Annotated in this window: 17 protein-coding genes and 1 pseudogene; 13 read left to right on the top strand and 5 right to left on the bottom strand. The window is 46.8% G+C overall.

Annotated elements, in window-relative coordinates:
• Window positions 1-2 precede the first annotated feature (2 nt).
• Window positions 3-206 (top strand): annotated as a pseudogene (locus EFER_RS24915) (hypothetical protein); the annotation flags it as partial.
• On the opposite strand, the gene EFER_RS13370 reads toward EFER_RS24915, so the two are convergent.
• On the bottom strand, window positions 129-797 hold the full coding sequence (locus EFER_RS13370; protein ID WP_000357875.1) for a PIG-L deacetylase family protein: 669 nt from the start codon (window positions 795-797) through the stop codon (window positions 129-131). The pseudogene EFER_RS24915 and the gene EFER_RS13370 sit on opposite strands and share 78 nt — an antisense overlap.
• Before the next feature lie 663 nt (window positions 798-1,460).
• Here EFER_RS13370 and tauA point away from each other — a divergent pair.
• From tauA to tauD, 4 genes are read left to right on the top strand one after another with little or no spacing between them, the layout of a single operon-like run.
• The gene (gene tauA / locus EFER_RS13365; protein WP_001018406.1) at window positions 1,461-2,423 is read left to right on the top strand and encodes a taurine ABC transporter substrate-binding protein; all 963 of its coding nucleotides are present in this window, start codon (window positions 1,461-1,463) and stop codon (window positions 2,421-2,423) included.
• Between the two features lie 11 nt (window positions 2,424-2,434).
• Window positions 2,435-3,202, top strand: coding sequence for a taurine ABC transporter ATP-binding subunit (gene tauB, locus EFER_RS13360; protein WP_000942291.1), 768 nt, complete (start codon window positions 2,435-2,437; stop codon window positions 3,200-3,202).
• Window positions 3,199-4,026 carry a taurine ABC transporter permease TauC gene (gene tauC / locus EFER_RS13355; protein ID WP_000114628.1) on the top strand — a complete coding sequence of 276 codons (828 nt, stop codon included), beginning with the start codon at window positions 3,199-3,201 and terminating at the stop codon, window positions 4,024-4,026. Before tauB ends, tauC begins: the two co-directional genes overlap by 4 nt.
• Window positions 4,023-4,874 (top strand): taurine dioxygenase, encoded by an 852-nt coding sequence (tauD, locus tag EFER_RS13350; RefSeq protein ID WP_000004010.1) that lies wholly within the window; start codon window positions 4,023-4,025, stop codon window positions 4,872-4,874. The genes tauC and tauD overlap by 4 nt, the downstream gene beginning before the upstream one ends.
• 39 nt (window positions 4,875-4,913) lie before the next feature.
• Here tauD and hemB read toward each other — a convergent pair whose 3' ends face one another.
• Complete coding sequence (gene hemB / locus EFER_RS13345; protein WP_000137503.1) at window positions 4,914-5,888, bottom strand: porphobilinogen synthase; 975 nt, start codon at window positions 5,886-5,888, stop codon at window positions 4,914-4,916.
• Window positions 5,889-6,395: 507 nt separating this feature from the next.
• On the opposite strand from hemB, the gene ehaB reads away from it, so the two are divergent.
• Both ehaB and iprA read left to right on the top strand, forming a co-directional pair.
• Window positions 6,396-9,404, top strand: a complete 3,009-nt coding sequence (gene ehaB / locus EFER_RS13340) for an autotransporter adhesin EhaB (RefSeq protein WP_000556405.1) — start codon at window positions 6,396-6,398, stop codon at window positions 9,402-9,404.
• 87 nt (window positions 9,405-9,491) lie between these two features.
• Window positions 9,492-10,115, top strand: coding sequence for a hydrogen peroxide resistance inhibitor IprA (gene iprA, locus EFER_RS13335; RefSeq protein ID WP_000949147.1), 624 nt, complete (start codon window positions 9,492-9,494; stop codon window positions 10,113-10,115).
• Here iprA and ampH read toward each other — a convergent pair whose 3' ends face one another.
• Complete coding sequence (gene ampH, locus EFER_RS13330; RefSeq protein ID WP_000830796.1) at window positions 10,116-11,273, bottom strand: D-alanyl-D-alanine-carboxypeptidase/endopeptidase AmpH; 1,158 nt, start codon at window positions 11,271-11,273, stop codon at window positions 10,116-10,118. It abuts the gene before it with no gap.
• A gap of 508 nt (window positions 11,274-11,781) precedes the next feature.
• On the opposite strand from ampH, the gene sbmA reads away from it, so the two are divergent.
• Window positions 11,782-13,002, top strand: a complete 1,221-nt coding sequence (gene sbmA, locus EFER_RS13325; protein ID WP_000477012.1) for a peptide antibiotic transporter SbmA — start codon at window positions 11,782-11,784, stop codon at window positions 13,000-13,002.
• Window positions 13,003-13,013: 11 nt separating this feature from the next.
• On the top strand, window positions 13,014-14,105 hold the full coding sequence (locus tag EFER_RS13320) for a DUF1615 domain-containing protein (RefSeq protein ID WP_000942591.1): 1,092 nt from the start codon (window positions 13,014-13,016) through the stop codon (window positions 14,103-14,105).
• 4 nt (window positions 14,106-14,109) lie between these two features.
• Here the strand turns inward: EFER_RS13320 and EFER_RS13315 are convergent, their stop codons facing one another.
• The gene (locus tag EFER_RS13315) at window positions 14,110-14,418 is read right to left on the bottom strand and encodes a DUF2755 family protein (RefSeq protein ID WP_000763125.1); all 309 of its coding nucleotides are present in this window, start codon (window positions 14,416-14,418) and stop codon (window positions 14,110-14,112) included.
• A gap of 250 nt (window positions 14,419-14,668) precedes the next feature.
• Between EFER_RS13315 and EFER_RS13310 the strand changes: the two genes are divergently transcribed.
• On the top strand, window positions 14,669-14,881 hold the full coding sequence (locus EFER_RS13310) for a DUF2754 domain-containing protein (RefSeq protein WP_001053093.1): 213 nt from the start codon (window positions 14,669-14,671) through the stop codon (window positions 14,879-14,881).
• A gap of 23 nt (window positions 14,882-14,904) precedes the next feature.
• Here EFER_RS13310 and ddlA read toward each other — a convergent pair whose 3' ends face one another.
• Window positions 14,905-15,999, bottom strand: a complete 1,095-nt coding sequence (gene ddlA, locus EFER_RS13305; RefSeq protein WP_000413701.1) for a D-alanine--D-alanine ligase — start codon at window positions 15,997-15,999, stop codon at window positions 14,905-14,907.
• A 463-nt stretch (window positions 16,000-16,462) separates the two neighbouring features.
• Between ddlA and iraP the strand changes: the two genes are divergently transcribed.
• The 3 genes from iraP (at window position 16,463) to psiF (ending at window position 18,700) form a co-directional block, all read left to right on the top strand.
• Window positions 16,463-16,723 carry an anti-adapter protein IraP gene (gene iraP / locus EFER_RS13300; RefSeq protein WP_000793043.1) on the top strand — a complete coding sequence of 87 codons (261 nt, stop codon included), beginning with the start codon at window positions 16,463-16,465 and terminating at the stop codon, window positions 16,721-16,723.
• Window positions 16,724-16,821: 98 nt separating this feature from the next.
• Window positions 16,822-18,240, top strand: coding sequence for an alkaline phosphatase (gene phoA / locus EFER_RS13295; protein WP_000813782.1), 1,419 nt, complete (start codon window positions 16,822-16,824; stop codon window positions 18,238-18,240).
• A 139-nt stretch (window positions 18,241-18,379) separates the two neighbouring features.
• On the top strand, window positions 18,380-18,700 hold the full coding sequence (gene psiF, locus EFER_RS13290; protein ID WP_000784397.1) for a phosphate starvation-inducible protein PsiF: 321 nt from the start codon (window positions 18,380-18,382) through the stop codon (window positions 18,698-18,700).
• Window positions 18,701-18,707: the final 7 nt, after the last annotated feature.

Raw genomic sequence — 18,707 nt, 5'->3', positions numbered from 1 at the left:
AAATGCCGCCAGTGTTCCAGGCGGCAGAGGAATCAGAATTCCAGGCGGTTGTCGTCTGGTTCACGCCAGCAATGCAGTATTTCAAGTTGCCTGTCTGCGACTCGAATTATATAGCGTATAAGATCCTTTTAAAGAATCATTTTATGAATGACAAAACCTTCACTCAGGGGGATGTTAACCTGATGACCACGAAATTGTGCGACAGCCCGCAGTCGTTCCGGGTGCATATAGTCGTGCTGGCTTTGGCTTTTATGTTTTTTTAATGCCGCGAGCTTCAATGTGAAATATTCTTCATCCACTGATTCAAAAACTTGTGGAATAAATGAAAGCCAGGTGCCTGGCGTTTCATAGCCGAAAATCTGCGGAATATCTCGACAGGCCATCATGGAAGCCTGGTAAACGGCAAGGTGTTCTTCATGGCGATCAATATCATGCATGGTATAAACACGCATAATCTCTACTTCAGAGGGAATTTGACGGGCAATGACATCTTCCAGAGCGGTAATCATGTCATTGAGTTGCATGTATGTGCGGGTCTGCGAAAAATTAAGATGAATAATTTTCTGACAGCCTAAAATTTTTAATGCTTCGCTGGATTCATGATAGCGATCACTATTTTTTGCGGATTCTTCTTCCCCGGAAGTCATAACAACTGCTGTAACATAAATTCCCTTTTTGGCAAGGCGAGCCAGAGAGGCACCACAACCTAATTCTATATCGTCAGGATGTGCACCAATAGCCAAAATTCCTTGCCTTTTTTCTACAGAAGGAAAAGCAGAACTTATAATTTTGTCCACATTCTGACACCTCATGTTAATTATTATGGTGAAACTTCTCTAAAAGCAACACATAAGAACTTTTCTGCAAGTACAGACGCCAGGAGTGAGAGAGATATAAATAATCCTGGGATCAGGAATATTTAATATCTGGAGGGGCGGTGGGAGAATGTGTTTTTTTGTGTGTCATGTGTTAATTAAGTGTGCATTTGGAGGTGTATGGTTATATATATTGTATTTTGATGTAATTTGATTTGTCAATTGATTATATTTAAAATTGATTTTTTATTTTTATGTTCAGATTTTAAATATCATGAAGAATTATATTATATAAACCGTGAATATATTTCATTTATCTTAACTGTCAAAAATTGTTCTGTTTGTTTTTAACCTTCTGAATTGTATTGCGAATATATTTAACGCTACATATTTTACGTATCGGATGCGACGTAAACATATTAAGTATTATTAGATATTTTGCTAATTCAATATATTAAAAATTATTTTTACAGTATAAACATAGCGCATTGGACGAAGTTATGAATGTCTTTAGTCTCATTTGAGCTTACGTTTGTCACTTTTTTGCTAAGAATAAAAGCATCTTGTACATAGCGATTAATTCTTTTATCTAATCTCGTTGTCCGCGAATACTGCCTGCATAACAAGACAGGAGAGCAGGCAATCATGGCAATATCATCGCGTAATACATTCCTCGCCGTACTGGCTGTAGTGGCCTTTCAGGCACATGCAGTAAACGTAACTGTTGCTTATCAAACTTCCGCTGAACCCGCGAAAGTTGCACAGGCAGATAACACCTTTGCTAAAGAGAGCGGGGCGAATGTTGACTGGCGTAAGTTTGATAGCGGTGCCAGCATCGTTCGGGCGTTGGCTTCAGGGGATGTACAAATTGGCAACCTTGGTTCCAGCCCACTGGCGGTTGCTGCCAGCCAGCAAGTACCGATTGAAGTCTTCCTGCTGGCCTCAAAACTCGGTAATTCTGAAGCGCTGGTGGTGAAGAAAAACATAAGCAAACCAGAAGATTTGATCGGTAAACGTATTGCTGTGCCGTTTATCTCCACCACACATTACAGCCTGCTGGCAGCATTGAAACACTGGGGAATAAAACCGGGTCAGGTGGAGATCATTAATTTGCAGCCTCCAGCCATTATTGCAGCCTGGCAGCGTGGTGATATTGATGGCGCTTATGTCTGGGCACCTGCCGTCAATGCACTGGAAAAGGATGGCAAAGTGCTTACGGATTCAGAACAGGTTGGACAATGGGGCTCCCCGACGCTGGATGTGTGGGTGGTGCGTAAAGATTTCGCACAAAAATATCCTGAGGTAGTAAAAGCCTTTGCCAAAAGCGCCATTAATGCCCAGCAACCTTATATTGCTAATCCTGACGCATGGCTGAAACAGCCAGAAAATATCAGCAAACTGGCGCGTTTTAGTGGTGTGCAGGAAGCTGATGTGCCTGGTCTGGTTAAAGGCAACACTTACCTGACACCACAACAACAAAGTGCGGAACTTAATGGCCCGGTGAACAAAGCGATTGTCGACACCGCGCAGTTTTTAAAGGAACAAGGCAAAGTGCCTGCTGTGGCGACGGATTATAGCCAGTACGTCACCGATCGTTTTGTGCAGTAATGGAGGCGCAAATGCTACAGGTTTCCCATCTCTACGCCGACTATGCGGGCAAACCAGCACTAGAAGATATCAATCTGACGCTGAACAGGGGTGAATTGCTGGTGGTACTTGGGCCATCTGGCTGTGGTAAAACCACATTGCTAAATTTGATAGCCGGATTTGTGCCGTATCAACACGGCACAATCCACCTGGCAGGAAACGCGATTGTTGGGCCGGGAGCTGAACGCGGTGTTGTGTTTCAAAATGAAGGTCTGCTGCCGTGGCGAAATGTGCAGGATAACGTCGCACTTGGCCTGCAACTGGCGGGAATGGAAAAAGCGCAACGTGTGCAAGTAGCACAACAGATGTTGATAAAAGTCGGGCTGGAGGGCGCGGGAAAACGTTTCATTTGGCAGCTCTCTGGTGGTCAACGCCAGCGAGTGGGAATTGCCCGCGCACTCGCCGCGAATCCTCAACTTTTACTCCTCGACGAACCCTTTGGTGCACTGGATGCATTTACACGTGATCAGATGCAAAGCCTGTTACTGAAACTTTGGCAGGAAAGTGGCAAACAGGTGTTGCTGATCACCCATGATATTGAAGAAGCCGTTTTTATGGCCACCGAGCTGGTGCTGCTATCACCTGCGCCAGGGCGCGTTCTGGAACGTATACGGCTGAATTTTTCTCGCCGCTTTACTGCAGGAGAATCAAGCCGGGCGATTAAATCTGATCCGCAATTTATTGCGACCCGCGAATATGTCCTGAGCCGTGTGTTTGCCCAACGGGAGGCGTTCTCATGAGTGTATTGATTAACGAGAAAACGCATCAGTGGCGCTGGCGACTGCGATGGCCTCTCTCGCGTCAGCTTACCTTAAGTTTTAGCGTGTTAGCCGTTTTAGTGACTATCTGGTGGGCGGTGACAGCCTGTCAACTGATTAGCCCGCTGTTTCTGCCGCCACCACAGCAAGTTTTGGCAAAACTGGTCACCATTGCCGGAGCGCAAGGATTTATGGATGCCACGCTATGGCAGCATTTGGCCGCGAGTATGAGCCGTATTTTGCTGGCCTTGATCGCTGCGGTGGTTATCGGCATTCCGGCTGGAGTTGCAATGGGATTAAGCCCAACGATACGCGGCATTCTCGATCCGATAATTGAGCTTTATCGCCCTGTACCACCACTCGCCTGGCTTCCTCTGATGGTTATCTGGTTCGGTATTGGCGAAACACCGAAAGTATTGTTGATCTGGTTGGCGATTTTCGCGCCCCTGACGATGTCAGCCCTGGCGGGAGTTCAAAGCGTGCAACAGGTGCGCATTCGTGCCGCACAGTCACTGGGGGCGAATCGGGTTCAGGTATTGTGGTACGTCATTTTACCTGGTGCTTTGCCGGAAATATTAACCGGGCTACGCATTGGACTTGGCGTTGGCTGGTCTACCCTGGTGGCGGCAGAACTGATCGCGGCGACGCGAGGTTTAGGGTTTATGGTCCAGTCTGCCGGAGAATTTCTGGCAACTGATGTGGTGCTGGCGGGAATCGCGGTGATTGCGGTAATCGCCTTTCTTTTAGAGTTGAGTCTGCGCGCGTTACAGCGTCGCCTGACGCCCTGGCATGGAGAAGTAAAATGAGTGAACGTCTGAGTATTACCCCACTTGGGCCGCACATTGGCGCGTTGATTTCCGGCGCTGATTTCACGCGACCATTAAGTGATAATCAGTTTGAACAGCTTTACCATGCAGTGCTGCGCCATCAGGTGGTGTTTCTGCGTGAGCAGGACATCACACCACAGCAGCAGCGCGCACTGGCGCAACGCTTTGGTGATCTTCATATTCATCCTGTTTACCCTCATGCCGCTGGCGTGGATGAAATCATTGTGCTGGATACGCACAACGATAATCCGCCAGATAATGATAACTGGCACACAGACGTCACCTTTATTGAAACACCGCCTGCCGGGGCAATTCTGGCCGCTAAAGAACTGCCTTCTACTGGCGGTGATACGTTATGGGCGAGTGGCATTGCTGCTTATGAAGCGCTTTCAGCTCCGTTTCGTCAGTTGTTAAATGGTTTGCAGGCGGAACATGATTTCCGCAAATCATTCCCGGAATATAAATTCCGTAAAACAGAAGAGGAGCACCAACGTTGGCGGGAAGCCGTAGCGAAAAACCCACCTTTATTACACCCGGTGGTGCGTACGCATCCGGTAAGCGGTAGGCACGCATTATTCGTTAATGAAGGTTTTACTACCCGCATTGTGGATGTGACGGCAAAAGAGAGTGAGATGCTACTGTCGTTTCTGTTCGCCCATATCACCAAACCGGAGTTTCAGGTTCGCTGGTGCTGGCAACCCAACGATGTCGCTATTTGGGATAACCGTGTCACTCAACATTACGCCAATGCCGATTACCTGCCACAGCGGCGGATTATGCATCGGGCTACCATTTTGGGGGATAAGCCGTTTTATCGGGCGGGATAAAAAATGCCGGGTAAGGTGACTTACCCGGCGAGATAACCATCAACGGAGGATTTTTTTCTCTGCCAGATCGAGTGCGAAATAGCTAAAGATCAGATCCGCACCCGCGCGCTTGATCGATCCTAAACTTTCCAGCACCACTTTCTCTTCATCTATTGCGCCTGCTTGCGCGGCAAACTTGATCATCGCGTATTCGCCACTGACCTGATAAGCGCCAACCGGCAGTTCGGTACGCTCACGAATATCACGTAACACATCAAGATAGGCTCCCGCAGGTTTAACCATCAGGCAGTCTGCGCCTTGCGCTTCATCCAGTAACGATTCGCGAATTGCTTCGCGACGGTTCATTGGATTCATCTGATAGGTTTTGCGATCACCTTTTAAGGCTGTTCCGGCGGCTTCTCGGAATGGACCATAGAAAGAAGAGGCAAATTTAGTGGAGTAGGACATGATTGCCGTATCGGTAAATCCGGCGGCATCCAGTGCCTGGCGAATCGCCTGAACTTGCCCATCCATTGCCGCTGAAGGGGCGATAAAATCTGCGCCAGCAGCGGCGGCAACGACAGCCTGTTTACCCAGGTTGATCAATGTCGCGTCGTTATCAACACCATGTTCGCACAGAACACCGCAGTGACCGTGTGAGGTATATTCGCAAAAACAGGTGTCGGACATAACCACCATTTCTGGCACGGTCTGCTTACAAATGCGCGACATACGCGCCACCAGACCTTCTTCTTTCCACGCATCGCTACCGGTTTCATCGGTATGGTGGGAAATACCAAACGTCATTACGGAGCGGATACCCGCGTTAGCAATACGTTCAATTTCACGGGCCAGATACTTCTCCGGGATGCGCATCACGCCAGGCATGGCGTCGATGGCTTTGTAATCGTCGATTTCTTCTTCAACAAAGATCGGCAACACCAGATCATTTAAGCTGAGTGTTGTCTCTTCAAACATAGCGCGGAGCGCAGCTGATTTGCGCAGACGGCGAGGGCGATGGATTAATTCTGTCATGGTATGCCTGATGTTTGTGGAATGAGAGGTCGTAGTATACCTGATGCTGCGCGGAGGTGTTTTACCAAAGTTGTCTCTAAGAGCGCCGGGAAGCGCGGTTTTAGACAAAAAATTGCTATCAATTGCAGAAAATTCACATTTCTTAGAATTATTTATATTGCTGAATTATATTCGCAATGTATTTATTTTGCGTAAATTTAATGGGTTTAATTGTTTTCTTTGGAATGCAACTTTGCAATTATAATTCATTGTTCTGTTATTAATATAATGATTCATTTTTCCGTTAAATGATTTATATGGCTTACTGTTTGAATGCTTTAGGAAAAATTATTTTTGTCCGAATCTGTACTTAATATCTATTTATCGTCCGTAACCGGACTTAATTTAAAGAATAATTGAACCTTTTGGCGAGAACACCGCATAATCGTCGGGCGAAACAAAACAATGTTTTTTCTTGCATTGATAATTGATGGATCAACTTATTACGTCCCTGAGGAGGGATGACAAATGCACTCCTGGAAAAAGAAACTTGTATTATCTCAATTAGCATTGGCTTGCACTCTGGCAATCACCTCTCAGGCTAATGCTGAATCTAACGATATTTCCGGTACTACCTACAATACGTTTCATCACTACAATGATGCGACTCATGTAGACGACATTTACTATGATGGCTATGTGGGTTGGAACAACTATGCGGCCAATAGTGTTTATAATGGTGATATTTATCCAGTAATTAAGAATGCTACCGTTAACGGTGTTATCTCTACTTACTATCTGGATAACGGTCTTAAAGCCAATACCAATGCGAATAGCCTGACCATTAAAAACAGTACTATTCATGGCATGATTACTTCTGAGTGCCTGACTAAAGATGATTGTACTAATCGCGCAGATGCCGATTATTACTATGATCGTCTGGCTCTGAGCGTTGATAATTCAACGATTGACGATAACTACGAACATTACACATACAACGGCACCTATAACAACGCTGCAGATACGCATGTTGCAAACGTTTATAATATGGGTACTGCAATCACGCTGGATCAGGAAGTTGATCTGTCTATCACTAATAACTCCCATGTTGCAGGTATTACTCTGACCCAGGGTTACGAGTGGGAAGATATCGACGACAACACTGTTAGCACTGGTGTTAACAGCAGCGAAGTGTTTAACAACACCATCACTGTTAAAGATTCTACTGTGACCTCTGGTTCATGGTCTGATGAAGGCACTAGTGGTTGGTTTGGTAAAACTGGTAATGCCAGCGAATATAGTGGTAAATCTAACTTTGTCACCGCAGATACTGACGGAGATGGTGTTGCTGATAGCACTATTGCAAGCTGGGATGATGTTGCATTAGCTGTGGTTGCACATCCGAATGCTGATAATGCTATGCAGACTACCGCTAACTTTAGTAACTCAACTTTGATGGGCGATGTAATCTTCTCTAGCAACTTCGATGAAAACTTCTTCCCGCGTGGTGCAGATAGTTATCGCGATGCTGATGGTGAAGTAGATACCAACGGTTGGGATGGAACAGATCGCCTGGATCTGACATTAAATAACGGTAGTAAATGGGTTGGGGCAGCACAATCTGTTCATCAGACAGGTTCTATTGATGTTGATGGAGATGGTAAAGGTGACATCGCTACATATGGTGTTGGCACCGAAGCAACTGCAACTCTGATTGATATTACTGCTAATAGCCTGTGGCCGTCATCAACCGTTGGCGTTGAAAACGATGATACAAGTTACAGTGAATACAACCATATTACTGGTAACCAGGTTTACCAGAGCGGTCTGTTCAATGTAACGCTGAACACCGGTTCACAGTGGGATACCACTAAATCTTCTCTGATCGACACGCTGAGCATCAACAGTGGTTCTACTGTAAACGTTGCCGATTCTACGTTGGTTTCTGACTCTATCTCTCTGACTGGCCGTTCAGCACTGAACATCAAAGAAGATGGTCATGTCGCGACTGATTCACTGACCATCGACAACAGTACCGTAACCATTTCTGATGAAGTTTCTGCTGGCTGGGCTGTAGGTGATGCTGCTCTGTATGCCAACAACATCAAAGTGACTAACGACGGTATTCTGGATGTAGGTAACACTGCGGCGAATGCTCTGCAGGTTGATACTCTGAACCTGACCAGCACTACTGATACCAGTGGTAACATTCACGCTGGTGTGTTCAACATCGAAAGCAACCGCTTCGTACTTGATGCCGACCTGACCAACGACCGTACCAACGACACTACCAAGTCAAACTACGGTTATGGCTTAATCGCAATGAACTCTGATGGTCACCTGACCATCAATGGTAACGGCGATAACGACAACACTGCTTCTATCGAAGCTGGTCAGAACGAAGTTGATAACGCGGGTGACCGTGTAGCTGCGGCAACCGGTAACTACAAAGTTCGTATCGACAACGCAACTGGTGCAGGTTCTGTTGCTGACTACAACGGTAACGAACTGATCTACGTTAACGACAAAAACAGCAACGCAACCTTCTCTGCTGCTAACAAAGCTGACCTGGGTGCATACACCTATCAGGCTGAGCAGGTGGGTAACACTGTTGTTCTGCAACAGATGGAACTGACTGACTACGCTAACATGGCGCTGAGCATCCCGTCTGCTAACACCAATATCTGGAACCTGCAACAGGACACCGTTGGTACTCGTCTGACCAACGCTCGTCATGGTCTGACTGATAACGGTGGCGCATGGGTGAGCTACTTCGGCGGTAACTTCAACGGCGACAACGGCACCATTAACTACGATCAGGATGTTAACGGCATCATGGTCGGTGTTGATACCAAAATTGATGGTAACAACGCTAAGTGGATCGTCGGTGCGGCAGCTGGCTTTGCAAAAGGTGACGTAAGCGACCGTTCTGGTCAGGTGGATCAAGACAGCCAGTCTGCCTACATCTACTCTTCTGCTCGCTTCGCAAACAACATCTTTGTTGACGGCAACCTGAGCTACTCTCACTTCAACAGCGATCTGACTGCTGATATGAGCAATGGCCAGTACGTAGATGGTAACACGGCATCTGACGCATGGGGCTTCGGTCTGAAAGCGGGTTATGACTTCAAACTGGGTGATGCTGGTTACGTAACGCCTTACGGTAGCGTATCTGGTCTGTTCCAGTCTGGCGACGACTATCGTCTGAGCAACAACATGAAAGTCGACGGTCAGTCTTACGACAGCATGCGTTATGAACTGGGTGTAGATGCTGGTTATACCTTCGCCTTCAGCGATGACCAGGCGATGACTCCGTACTTCAAACTGGCTTACGTTTACGACGACTCTAACAACGATGCCGACGTAAATGGTGATTCCATCGACAACGGTACCGAAGGTTCTGCGGTACGTGTTGGACTGGGTACTCAGTTCAGCTTCACCAAAAACTTCAGCGCTTATACCGATGCTAACTACCTCGGTGGCGGTGACGTAGATCAAGATTGGTCTGCAAACGTTGGTGTTAAATATACCTGGTAATAAATTTCTCTTAGAGAAATATCGGGTTGTTTAAACTAAATAATGCCCGTCAAGAAATTGACGGGCATTGTTGCAAGGAAAGCACAAATGTTATCAATAACTAAACCAATTCATGAATTTGGTAAGCTTAATACGTGTTTATCTAAATATGGTGCCCGTTTTGAGTTTAACAATGAAAAACAAGTTATTTGTTCCAGTGATGTAAATGGCGACGATACATTTGTTATTTTAGAGGGGGTAATCTCTCTACGAAGAGGAGAAAATGTTTTAGTAGGGTTTTCTCAGGCACCTTTTATTATGGGCCTGGCTGATGGTTTAGTTAAAAACAATGTAAATTATAAATTAATTGCCGAAGGAAATTGCATGGGCTATCACCTTCCGGCGAAACAAACTCTCTCTCTTATTGAGCAATTTCAGCTTTGGCGAGAAGCATTCTGCTGGGTAGCCTGGCAAAATCGAATTCTCGAATTACGTGACGTTCAGTTAATCGGTAATAATTCATACGAACAAATTCGCGCAACACTAATATCTATGAATGAGTGGGATGAAGATCTCCGTGCACGTATTGGTGTGATGAATTATATCCATCAACGAACCCGTATTTCGCGGTCTGTTGTTGCAGAAGTCCTTGCAGCATTACGTAAAGGCGAATACATCGAAATGAATAAAGGCAAACTGGTCAAAATCAACCGCTTGCCTTCTGAGTATTAATCAGGAAGCGGGAATAACAAGTTGCTTATTCTCGCTCAACTCTGTTACCAAATCATTAATGCCATCGCTCATATTTTTAAAACGAGTCTGAGCAGAGCGCGTGACGACCACAAAAGCGCCGACGTTTTGCTGCGGAATCATCGCCATATAAGTGATAAAACCACCACCGCCACCGGTTTTTTGAATGATTCCTGGGCGACCCTCTTTCGGTGCCATATAAACCCAACCAAGCCCTAAAGCATCCGCTTTACCTGGCACATCCATACCAATGACTTTCGTTAACTGCGCACGCTGAAAAATCAATGTTTGCATGCGGTCAGCCTGTTTACTGCGTTGATAAAAGTCAGATGAAAGATACTGCTGCATCCAACGCATCATGTCGCCTGGTGTGGAATAGACACCGCCACTTCCCACAGCGGCCAGCGTGTTATTACATGGGCTGGCACCTCGTTCCGCAACCATCAGACGCTTACATTGATCAGGCGAAGGCGTAAAAGTGGTGTCTTTCATACCTAACGGACGGGTAATTTTCTCTTCAAACAGCTGGCTATAAGGCCGCCCGGCGGCAGTTGAGAGAGCATCCGCCAACAGGTCGTATGCCAGATTAGAGTATGCAGCCTGCGAACCTGGAGCTGCTTTCAATTTGGCTCCAGAAAGGTAGCTCCAGCGTTGCTCACGCGTCGGCCAGACGAAAACCGGGCGATTCGCTGCACCACCTGGTTGCTCGCGGGGCAGGGCACTGGTATGTGTCGCCAGGTTAACCAGTGTAATAGGCGTTCCCTGGTAAGTTGGAACACGGGCACCCGGTGGAGCATATTTACTTAGCGGATCGTTTAATTTTACGGTACCTTGATCAAGCAACTTCACCAGCATCTCACTGGTCATCAGTTTGGTGATTGAGGCAATACGAATCACGGAGTCCAGCTGCGGGCGAACGTTGTTGCCAGGGCGCGTTTCACCAAAACTACGAAATACGCGTTGGTTACCGTCGATTACAACCAGCGCCATTCCTGTTGCGCCACTGCCATAAAAAATATGTTCGGCGTAACGATCAACAATATCTGAGGCAAATTGTGGATCGGCGATGGGCTGCACCGCCTGGGCTGGGGTAATGAAGACAGCGCACAAGGCGGCAGACAAAAGCAGACTACGTTTCAAAAGCGGCATCCATGGATCAAATAAAAATCATATAGCGTATTTATACTATTCGGCTGCTGGTTGCAAAACGCTTAATTGTGCAACGACACGGCTTAAAACGTAACGATGGGTAAATTTATCCTTTTTCAGTTGGCAGCCAAAATGCCCATTGTTCATAGCTGATGAAGAGTGTGCGCCTCATCCTGCCTACAACATCGTGTAAATTCAATATATTGCAATCAATGCCCGGTCTTGCTAAGCGTATCGTATCTGGCAATGCTGTTATTACCATCACTCTTTTGCATTTTTACGTTCACATATCTTCATTCTTTCCCTGGCAGCTCTTGCGGAATTCTCTTTTGTAAATAATCCTAATTTTGTGAAATTCGTCGAAACAATTCTCCTGCGGGTAAGAGCGAACTAACGCTTTCTATTTCGGTCACAATGGGCGGTTTCGCCGGGGCGTTGCAGGCGTGCCGGTTAACACACAGCAGCTTTTAAAACGATAAGAAGTGAGCAGGAGATCAGCATGTTTAAGTCTTTTTTCCCAAAGCCTGGGAAATTTTTTCTTTCGGCATTGATATGGGCACTGTTTGCCGTGCTTTTCTGGCAGGCTGGCGGTGGCGCCTGGATCGCCAGTCTTACGGGAGCCTCAGATAAATTGCCGATTAGCGCCGCCCGTTTCTGGTCGCTGAATTTTGCTATTTTCTATGCTTATTACATTGTTTGTGTCGGCCTGTTTGCTCTGTTCTGGTTTATCTATAGCCCGCATCGCTGGCAATACTGGTCGATTCTTGGAACAGCGCTGATTATTTTTGTCACCTGGTTTTTGGTGGAAGTCGGCGTTGCCATTAACGCATGGTATGCGCCGTTCTATGACTTAATCCAGCAGGCACTTAGCGCACCGCATAAAGTTAAGATTGAACAGTTTTACCATGAGATAGGCGTATTTCTCGGCATTGCGTTTATCGCGGTAGTGGTGAGTGTGCTGAACAACTTCTTCGTAAGCCACTATGTTTTTCGCTGGCGTACTGCGATGAACGAATATTACATGGCGAACTGGCAGCAGCTGCGTCATATTGAAGGGGCCGCGCAACGTGTGCAGGAAGATACCATGCGTTTCGCCTCCACGGTGGAAAGCATGGGCGTGAGTTTACTCAATGCTGTAATGACGCTGATCGCCTTTTTGCCGGTTCTGGTGGCACTCTCCGTGCATGTTCCTGAGCTACCGATTGTCGGGCATATTCCGTATGGTCTGGTGATTGCCGCCATTGTATGGTCTATTGTCGGCACTGGCATTTTGGCAATTGTCGGTATCAAACTTCCTGGGCTGGAGTTTAACAATCAGCGTGTCGAAGCGGCCTACCGTAAAGAACTGGTATTTGGTGAGGATGATCCTTCTCGCGCCACACCACCGACAGTGCGTGAGCTGTTTAGCGCGGTGCGGAAAAACTATTTTCGCCTCTATTTTCACTATATGTACTTCAATATTGCACGAATTTTGTATCTGCAACTCGATAATGTTTTCGGCGTGTTCTTGCTGTTTCCGTCGATTGTTTCTGCCACCATTACGCTGGGCTTACTGACGCAAATTACGAATATTTTCGACCGGGTGCGTGGGGCTTTCCAGTATCTGATCACCTCGTGGACGACACTGGTGGAATTGATGTCTATCTATAAGCGTCTGCGCAGTTTTGAGCGAGAGCTGGATGGTCAGGAGATTCAGGAGGTCACGCACACCCTGAGCTAAAAGGAAATGTAATGTTGAGGGCAATACGTTTTTCTTCTTATTCACTGCTTGCTGTACTGGTGTTGGCGGGGTGTAGTAGTAACACCCCGCAGCCAGCTAAAAAAGGCGAAAAAAAGGTTGATGTGGCATCAGTTGTGCGGCAAAAAATGCCCGCGACAGTAAAAGACCGGGATGGCTGGGCGCAGGATCTGGCAACAACGTTTGCAAGCCAGAATATTGCGCCAACGCTGGAAAATGTTTGCTCAGTGCTGGCTGTTGCTCAGCAGGAATCGACCTACCAGGCTGATCCTGTTGTGCCGGGTCTGAGTAAAATTGCCTGGCAGGAGATCGACCGCCGTGCGGAGCGGTTGCATATCCCGCTGTTTCTGGTTCATACCGCGCTGAAAATTAAATCACCCAACGGTAAAAGCTATAGCGAGCGTCTTGATACGGTAAAAACAGAAAAGCAACTGAGCGCCATTTTTGATGATTTTATTGATATGGTGCCAATGGGCCAGACACTGTTTGGCTCGCTAAATCCGGTGCATACGGGCGGCCCGATGCAGGTCAGTATTGCTTTTGCTGAACAGCATACCAAAGGCTATCCGTGGAAGATGTCTGGCACCGTGCGCCAGGAAGTGTTTACCCGACGCGGTGGACTTTGGTTTGGTACTTATCATTTATTGAACTATCCCGCCAGCTATAGCGATCCTCTCTATCGTTTCGCAGACTTTAATGCGGGCTGGTATGCCAGCCGAAATGCGGCTTTCCAGAATGCGGTGAGTAAAGCCAGTGGGGTAAAACTGGCTCTGGATGGCGATTTAATTCTTTATGGCAGTAAAGATCCCGGTAAGACTGAACTCGCTACCCGGAAACTGGCTTCAAGGTTAGGAATGAGCGATCGGGAAATTCGTCGTCAACTGGAGAAGGGCGACAGTTTTGCTTTTGAAAAAACCGAGTTGTACGAAAAAGTGTATCAACTGGCAGAAGCAAAAACGGGCAAACCATTGCCGAAAGCGTTATTACCAGGCATTAAACTCGAAAGCCCGAAAATCACCCGCAACTTGACGACTGCATGGTTTGCCAGACGTGTGGATGAAAGATGGGCAAAATGTATGCAGTGATTACTTAGCGTTGGCGGTGGCGCCAACGCAATATTGCCGCAATTACGCTTAAAATCAGGCAACCAGCCAAAAATGGCACCAGCCCAAAGATGGTTCCGACGCCCAGACCTATCTCCACACGCGGGCGTCCGGAATCCTGCACTTGCATCAGTTGTTCATATACGCCTGGGGCATGAACCAGAAGCGTAATGATTTGTGCCCCTGCCCAAAAGCAAAACAGCACAAATATCGCATAGGCAAGGTTGCCTTGTAGGGTGGAGGGCTCCCGATACTTTCCGCTAAACAGCGATTTTGAGTGCGAGAAATCAGCCATAAAGACCTCCAGGTAACACTTACTTCTCTTGCGGCGATATGCCAGCGGCTTATGGGAAGTCTGACATCTCATAAGCGTTGTCAATATCAGAAAGATGGTAATTTGCATAAAGGCGTGTTGTGAATGAACAGATTTATGCTTAACGTCACACAAGTGTTACTTTAAGATAAATTTATTAACAATTAAGATATACCCCAACCGCGATACATTTCTCGTTCGTATTAAACCAAGTCCTTGTTCCGGAGATGCCATGAACCTGCCTGTAAAAATCCGCCGTGACTGGCATTATTACGCCTTCGCCATTGGGCTTATTTTCATTCTGAATGGGGTTGTGGGCCTGCTGGGATTTGAAGCGCAGGGCTGGCAAACTTATGCCGTTGGGTTAGTAACCTGGGTTATCAGTTTCTGGGTGGCAGGAATGATTATCCGCCGCCGTGTGGATGAAGAGGAAAAAGCCCGGTAACAGGTGTTACCGGGCGAAAAAAATTACATTGTCGTTTTCAGCGCGTTATTTGCTGCGTGGCGCTCCAGCGCTAACTCAATCAGGCGAGTAATCAGGTCGGTATAACTCAAACCACTTGCCTGCCACAGTTTCGGATACATGCTGATGTTGGTAAAGCCAGGCAACGTATTGATCTCATTAATCACCACGTCGTTTTCCAGCGTTAAAAAGACATCAACGCGTGCCATACCTGCACAACCAAGAGTCTGATAGGCTTTTACTGCAATTTCACGGATCTTATCGTTAATTTCAGCGGGGATAGCCGCCGGAACAACAACTTTCGCGCCATCATCGTCAATGTATTTGGTGTCGTAGGCATAGAAATCGCTGTTAAGAACAATTTCGCCACAGGTACTGGCTTGTGGATGATCATTACCTAACACGGCACATTCGATTTCACGTCCTTTAATACCTTTCTCAACAACCACTTTATGATCGTATTCAAAGGCCAAATCGACGGCTTTTTTATATTCGGCTTCGTTGGTAACTTTACTGACACCGACAGAAGACCCCTGGTTAGCCGGTTTAACAAATAACGGAAGCCCCAGTTGTGCTTCAATTTCAGCAAAGGTGATGGTACTGCGGTTAGCACGAGTCAGCGTGACGAACGGCGCGATGTTAAGTCCGGCATCGCGTAGTAAACGTTTAGTGACATCTTTATCCATGCAGGCAGCGGAACCAAGCACATCAGAACCGACAAATGGCAGATTTGCCACACGCAACATACCCTGCAATGAACCGTCTTCACCAAGCGTGCCATGAACGATAGGGAAGATCACGTCGACCGTCGGCAGCGGCTGCGCAGTTTGCGCATCGATCAATTGCTGCTCATGTTTGCCCGGAACCTGTGCCAGGCTGGTGGCTGAAGGACGCAGCGCAATCCGTGCCGGATCGTCTGCGTTCAATAAATAGTTTGCCGCATCACTGACGTGCCATTGCCCTTGCTTATCAATACCTAACAGCACGACGTCAAAGCGGGTTTTGTCGATGGCATCGACAATATTTTTTGCCGATTGCAATGACACTTCGTGTTCCGCTGATTTTCCGCCAAATACGATTCCAACTCGCAATTTTTCCATTTTCTCAACCCATTCCAAGGAACGCAAAGCGTATACATTACCACGTTGAAAAGCGGGATTCCCCAGCCGTAAGCCGTTTTTGCGGAGGATTTTTGTATTGCACTATCTCAGAAGATTACCCTGTATCCCGTAGATAAAGTGGTTAAGTGGTCATGAAATTTGATGAACGGGAAGATAAAACACTATGAAAAATGGCCTGAAGGAAGATTCATGAAATAAAGTGTTATTTAACTATTAGTTTTAGCTATATTTCATAACTATTAATTATGGTAGTCCGCAACTATTAATTAATGCAATTTTTTAATTCGTGGAATTATAATGCGCGAGAAACGTTTCGCGCTAATTTGTGTTAAGAATATTTGCCAAAAGTATTCGTTATGTCATAAAAATACTACTTTCAGACTCTAGGAAGTTTTGAGTCTAAATGTTAACGTCACCATACTTTGGATAAGGAAATGCAGTTATGAAAAATCTTATTTCTGAGTTGTTGATTAAACTTGCACAAAAAGAAGAAGAGTCAAAGGAGTTGGTTGCCCAGGTAGAAGCCCTGGAGATTATCGTCACGGCTATGTTGCGTAATATGGGGCAACCTGAACAAAAACGCGTAATCGACCAGATAGAAGGGGCTTTGGCCGGGGTAAAGCCTGATGCCAGCGTTCCTGACGGCGATACGGAAATGCTGCGCGCATATGTAAAGAAGCTCTTAAGGCATCCCCGGCAATAAGACACAGAACCGACACGACACTGTCATAAAGTTGTCATCCTCGCTACCTATAGTCGCTTTGTTTTTATTTTACTGTATTTATACATGGAGATAATAAAGTGAAACAAAGCGCTATTGCATTGGCCCTGTTATCTTGTCTGATTACCCCGGTAAGCCAGGCTCAAACTTCTCAAAATATCAATATCCTGGAAAATCGTGCCGCTCAGGGTGATATTACAATGCCAGGTGGCGCTCGCCGTTTAAGTGGCGATCAAACTGAGGCATTACGTGCATCTCTTAATGATAAGCCAGCTAAAAATATTATTTTATTAATTGGCGATGGCATGGGGGATTCTGAAATTACTGCTGCACGAAATTATGCAGAAGGTGCAGGTGGTTATTTTAAAGGGATCGATGCGTTGCCATTAACCGGGCAGTACACTCACTATGCATTGGACAAAAAAACCGGCAAACCTGATTACGTGACAGATTCTGCTGCATCCGCAACCGCATGGACGACAGGCGTCAAAACATACAATGGTGCGCTGGGTGTCGATATCCATGAAAATCCTCATACCACTATTCTTGAGATGGCAAAAGCAGCCGGTCTGGCAACAGGCAACGTGTCTACGGCTGAGTTGCAGGATGCGACACCTGCTGCGTTGGTTTCTCATGTCACCTCACGCAAATGCTATGGCCCTTCTGTTACCAGTGAAAAATGCCCGGGCAATGCACTGGAAAAGGGGGGGAAAGGTTCAATCACTGAACAACTGTTGAATGCCCGTGCGGATGTGACGTTGGGTGGTGGTGCAAAAACGTTTGCTGAAACGGCAACCGCTGGAGAGTGGCAGGGTAAAACATTGCGTGAGCAAGCTCTGGCTCGCGGTTATCAGATTGTCAGCGATGCCGCATCCCTCGCAGCAGTGACGCAAGCAGGGCAGGACAAACCTCTGCTCGGGTTATTTGCTGAAGGAAATATGCCTGTACGTTGGCATGGGCCAAAGGCGAGCTATCACGGGAATCTCGATAAGCCCGCAGTAACCTGCACGCCAAATCCTCAGCGTAACGAAACTGTACCGACACTGGCACAGATGACAGATAAAGCTATTGAATTACTTAGCAAAAATGAGAGAGGTTTCTTCCTGCAAGTAGAAGGGGCATCTATAGATAAGCAAGATCACGCGGCTAATCCATGTGGACAGATTGGTGAGACGGTTGATCTCGACGAAGCTGTTCAACGTGCTCTGGAATTTGCCAAAAAAGATGGCAATACACTGGTGATCGTAACTGCAGATCATGCGCATTCCAGCCAGATTGTGGCACCAGATACCAAAGCGCCAGGTTTAACTCAGGCGCTAAATACGAAAGATGGTGCGGTGATGGCGATAAGCTACGGTAACTCTGAAGAAGACTCTCAGGAGCATACCGGTAGCCAGCTGCGCATCGCAGCGTATGGGCCGAATGCCGCTAATGTGGTCGGACTGACCGATCAAACGGATCTTTTCTACACCATGAAAGCCGCTCTGGGCTTGCAATAATCCATACCGACGGCCATTAATTGCGCCGTCGGGTGGTTTTTTCACCATCAGCAGCCAGACTTATAAACACTATCCTTCGGGCGTATTTTCCGGCCCGAAGGAAACTGGTGAAGTTGCAACCTCACAAAAGGATGGTGCGATGAAAATGACATTACTGGTTACCCTGCTATTTGGGCTGGTTTTTTTAACCACTGTCGGTGCTGCCGAGAGAACATTAACGCCGCAACAACAGCGTATGACCACCTGTAATCAGCAAGCTACTGCACAGGCGTTAAAAGGTGATGCCCGAAAAACGTATATGAGCGATTGCCTGAAAAACAGCAAATCTCCCCCGAATGAAAAAAGCCTGACACCACAACAACAAAAGATGCGTGAATGTAATACCCAGGCGACGGAACAATCACTGAAAGGTGACGACCGTAATAAATTTATGAGTGCGTGTCTGAAGAAAGCTGCATAGATCCCCC

Origin of the sequence: Escherichia fergusonii ATCC 35469 (assembly GCF_000026225.1) — a bacterium.
Classification (GTDB): Bacteria; Pseudomonadota; Gammaproteobacteria; order Enterobacterales; family Enterobacteriaceae; genus Escherichia; species Escherichia fergusonii.
This window is presented reverse-complemented; position numbering and strand designations above follow the sequence as displayed.

Bases quoted from the DNA above. Each gene is read 5' to 3' on its own strand.
- tauD (WP_000004010.1), top strand. From the start codon at position 4,023: ATGAGTGAACGTCTGAGTATTACCCCACTTGGGCCGCACATTGGCGCG.
- EFER_RS13315 (WP_000763125.1), bottom strand. From the start codon at position 14,418: ATGGCTGATTTCTCGCACTCAAAATCGCTGTTTAGCGGAAAGTATCGG.
- tauB (WP_000942291.1), top strand. From the start codon at position 2,435: ATGCTACAGGTTTCCCATCTCTACGCCGACTATGCGGGCAAACCAGCA.
- EFER_RS13310 (WP_001053093.1), top strand. From the start codon at position 14,669: ATGAACCTGCCTGTAAAAATCCGCCGTGACTGGCATTATTACGCCTTC.
- iraP (WP_000793043.1), top strand. From the start codon at position 16,463: ATGAAAAATCTTATTTCTGAGTTGTTGATTAAACTTGCACAAAAAGAA.
- hemB (WP_000137503.1), bottom strand. From the start codon at position 5,888: ATGACAGAATTAATCCATCGCCCTCGCCGTCTGCGCAAATCAGCTGCG.
- tauC (WP_000114628.1), top strand. From the start codon at position 3,199: ATGAGTGTATTGATTAACGAGAAAACGCATCAGTGGCGCTGGCGACTG.
- ehaB (WP_000556405.1), top strand. From the start codon at position 6,396: ATGCACTCCTGGAAAAAGAAACTTGTATTATCTCAATTAGCATTGGCT.
- iprA (WP_000949147.1), top strand. From the start codon at position 9,492: ATGTTATCAATAACTAAACCAATTCATGAATTTGGTAAGCTTAATACG.
- psiF (WP_000784397.1), top strand. From the start codon at position 18,380: ATGAAAATGACATTACTGGTTACCCTGCTATTTGGGCTGGTTTTTTTA.
- ddlA (WP_000413701.1), bottom strand. From the start codon at position 15,999: ATGGAAAAATTGCGAGTTGGAATCGTATTTGGCGGAAAATCAGCGGAA.
- tauA (WP_001018406.1), top strand. From the start codon at position 1,461: ATGGCAATATCATCGCGTAATACATTCCTCGCCGTACTGGCTGTAGTG.
- sbmA (WP_000477012.1), top strand. From the start codon at position 11,782: ATGTTTAAGTCTTTTTTCCCAAAGCCTGGGAAATTTTTTCTTTCGGCA.
- EFER_RS13320 (WP_000942591.1), top strand. From the start codon at position 13,014: ATGTTGAGGGCAATACGTTTTTCTTCTTATTCACTGCTTGCTGTACTG.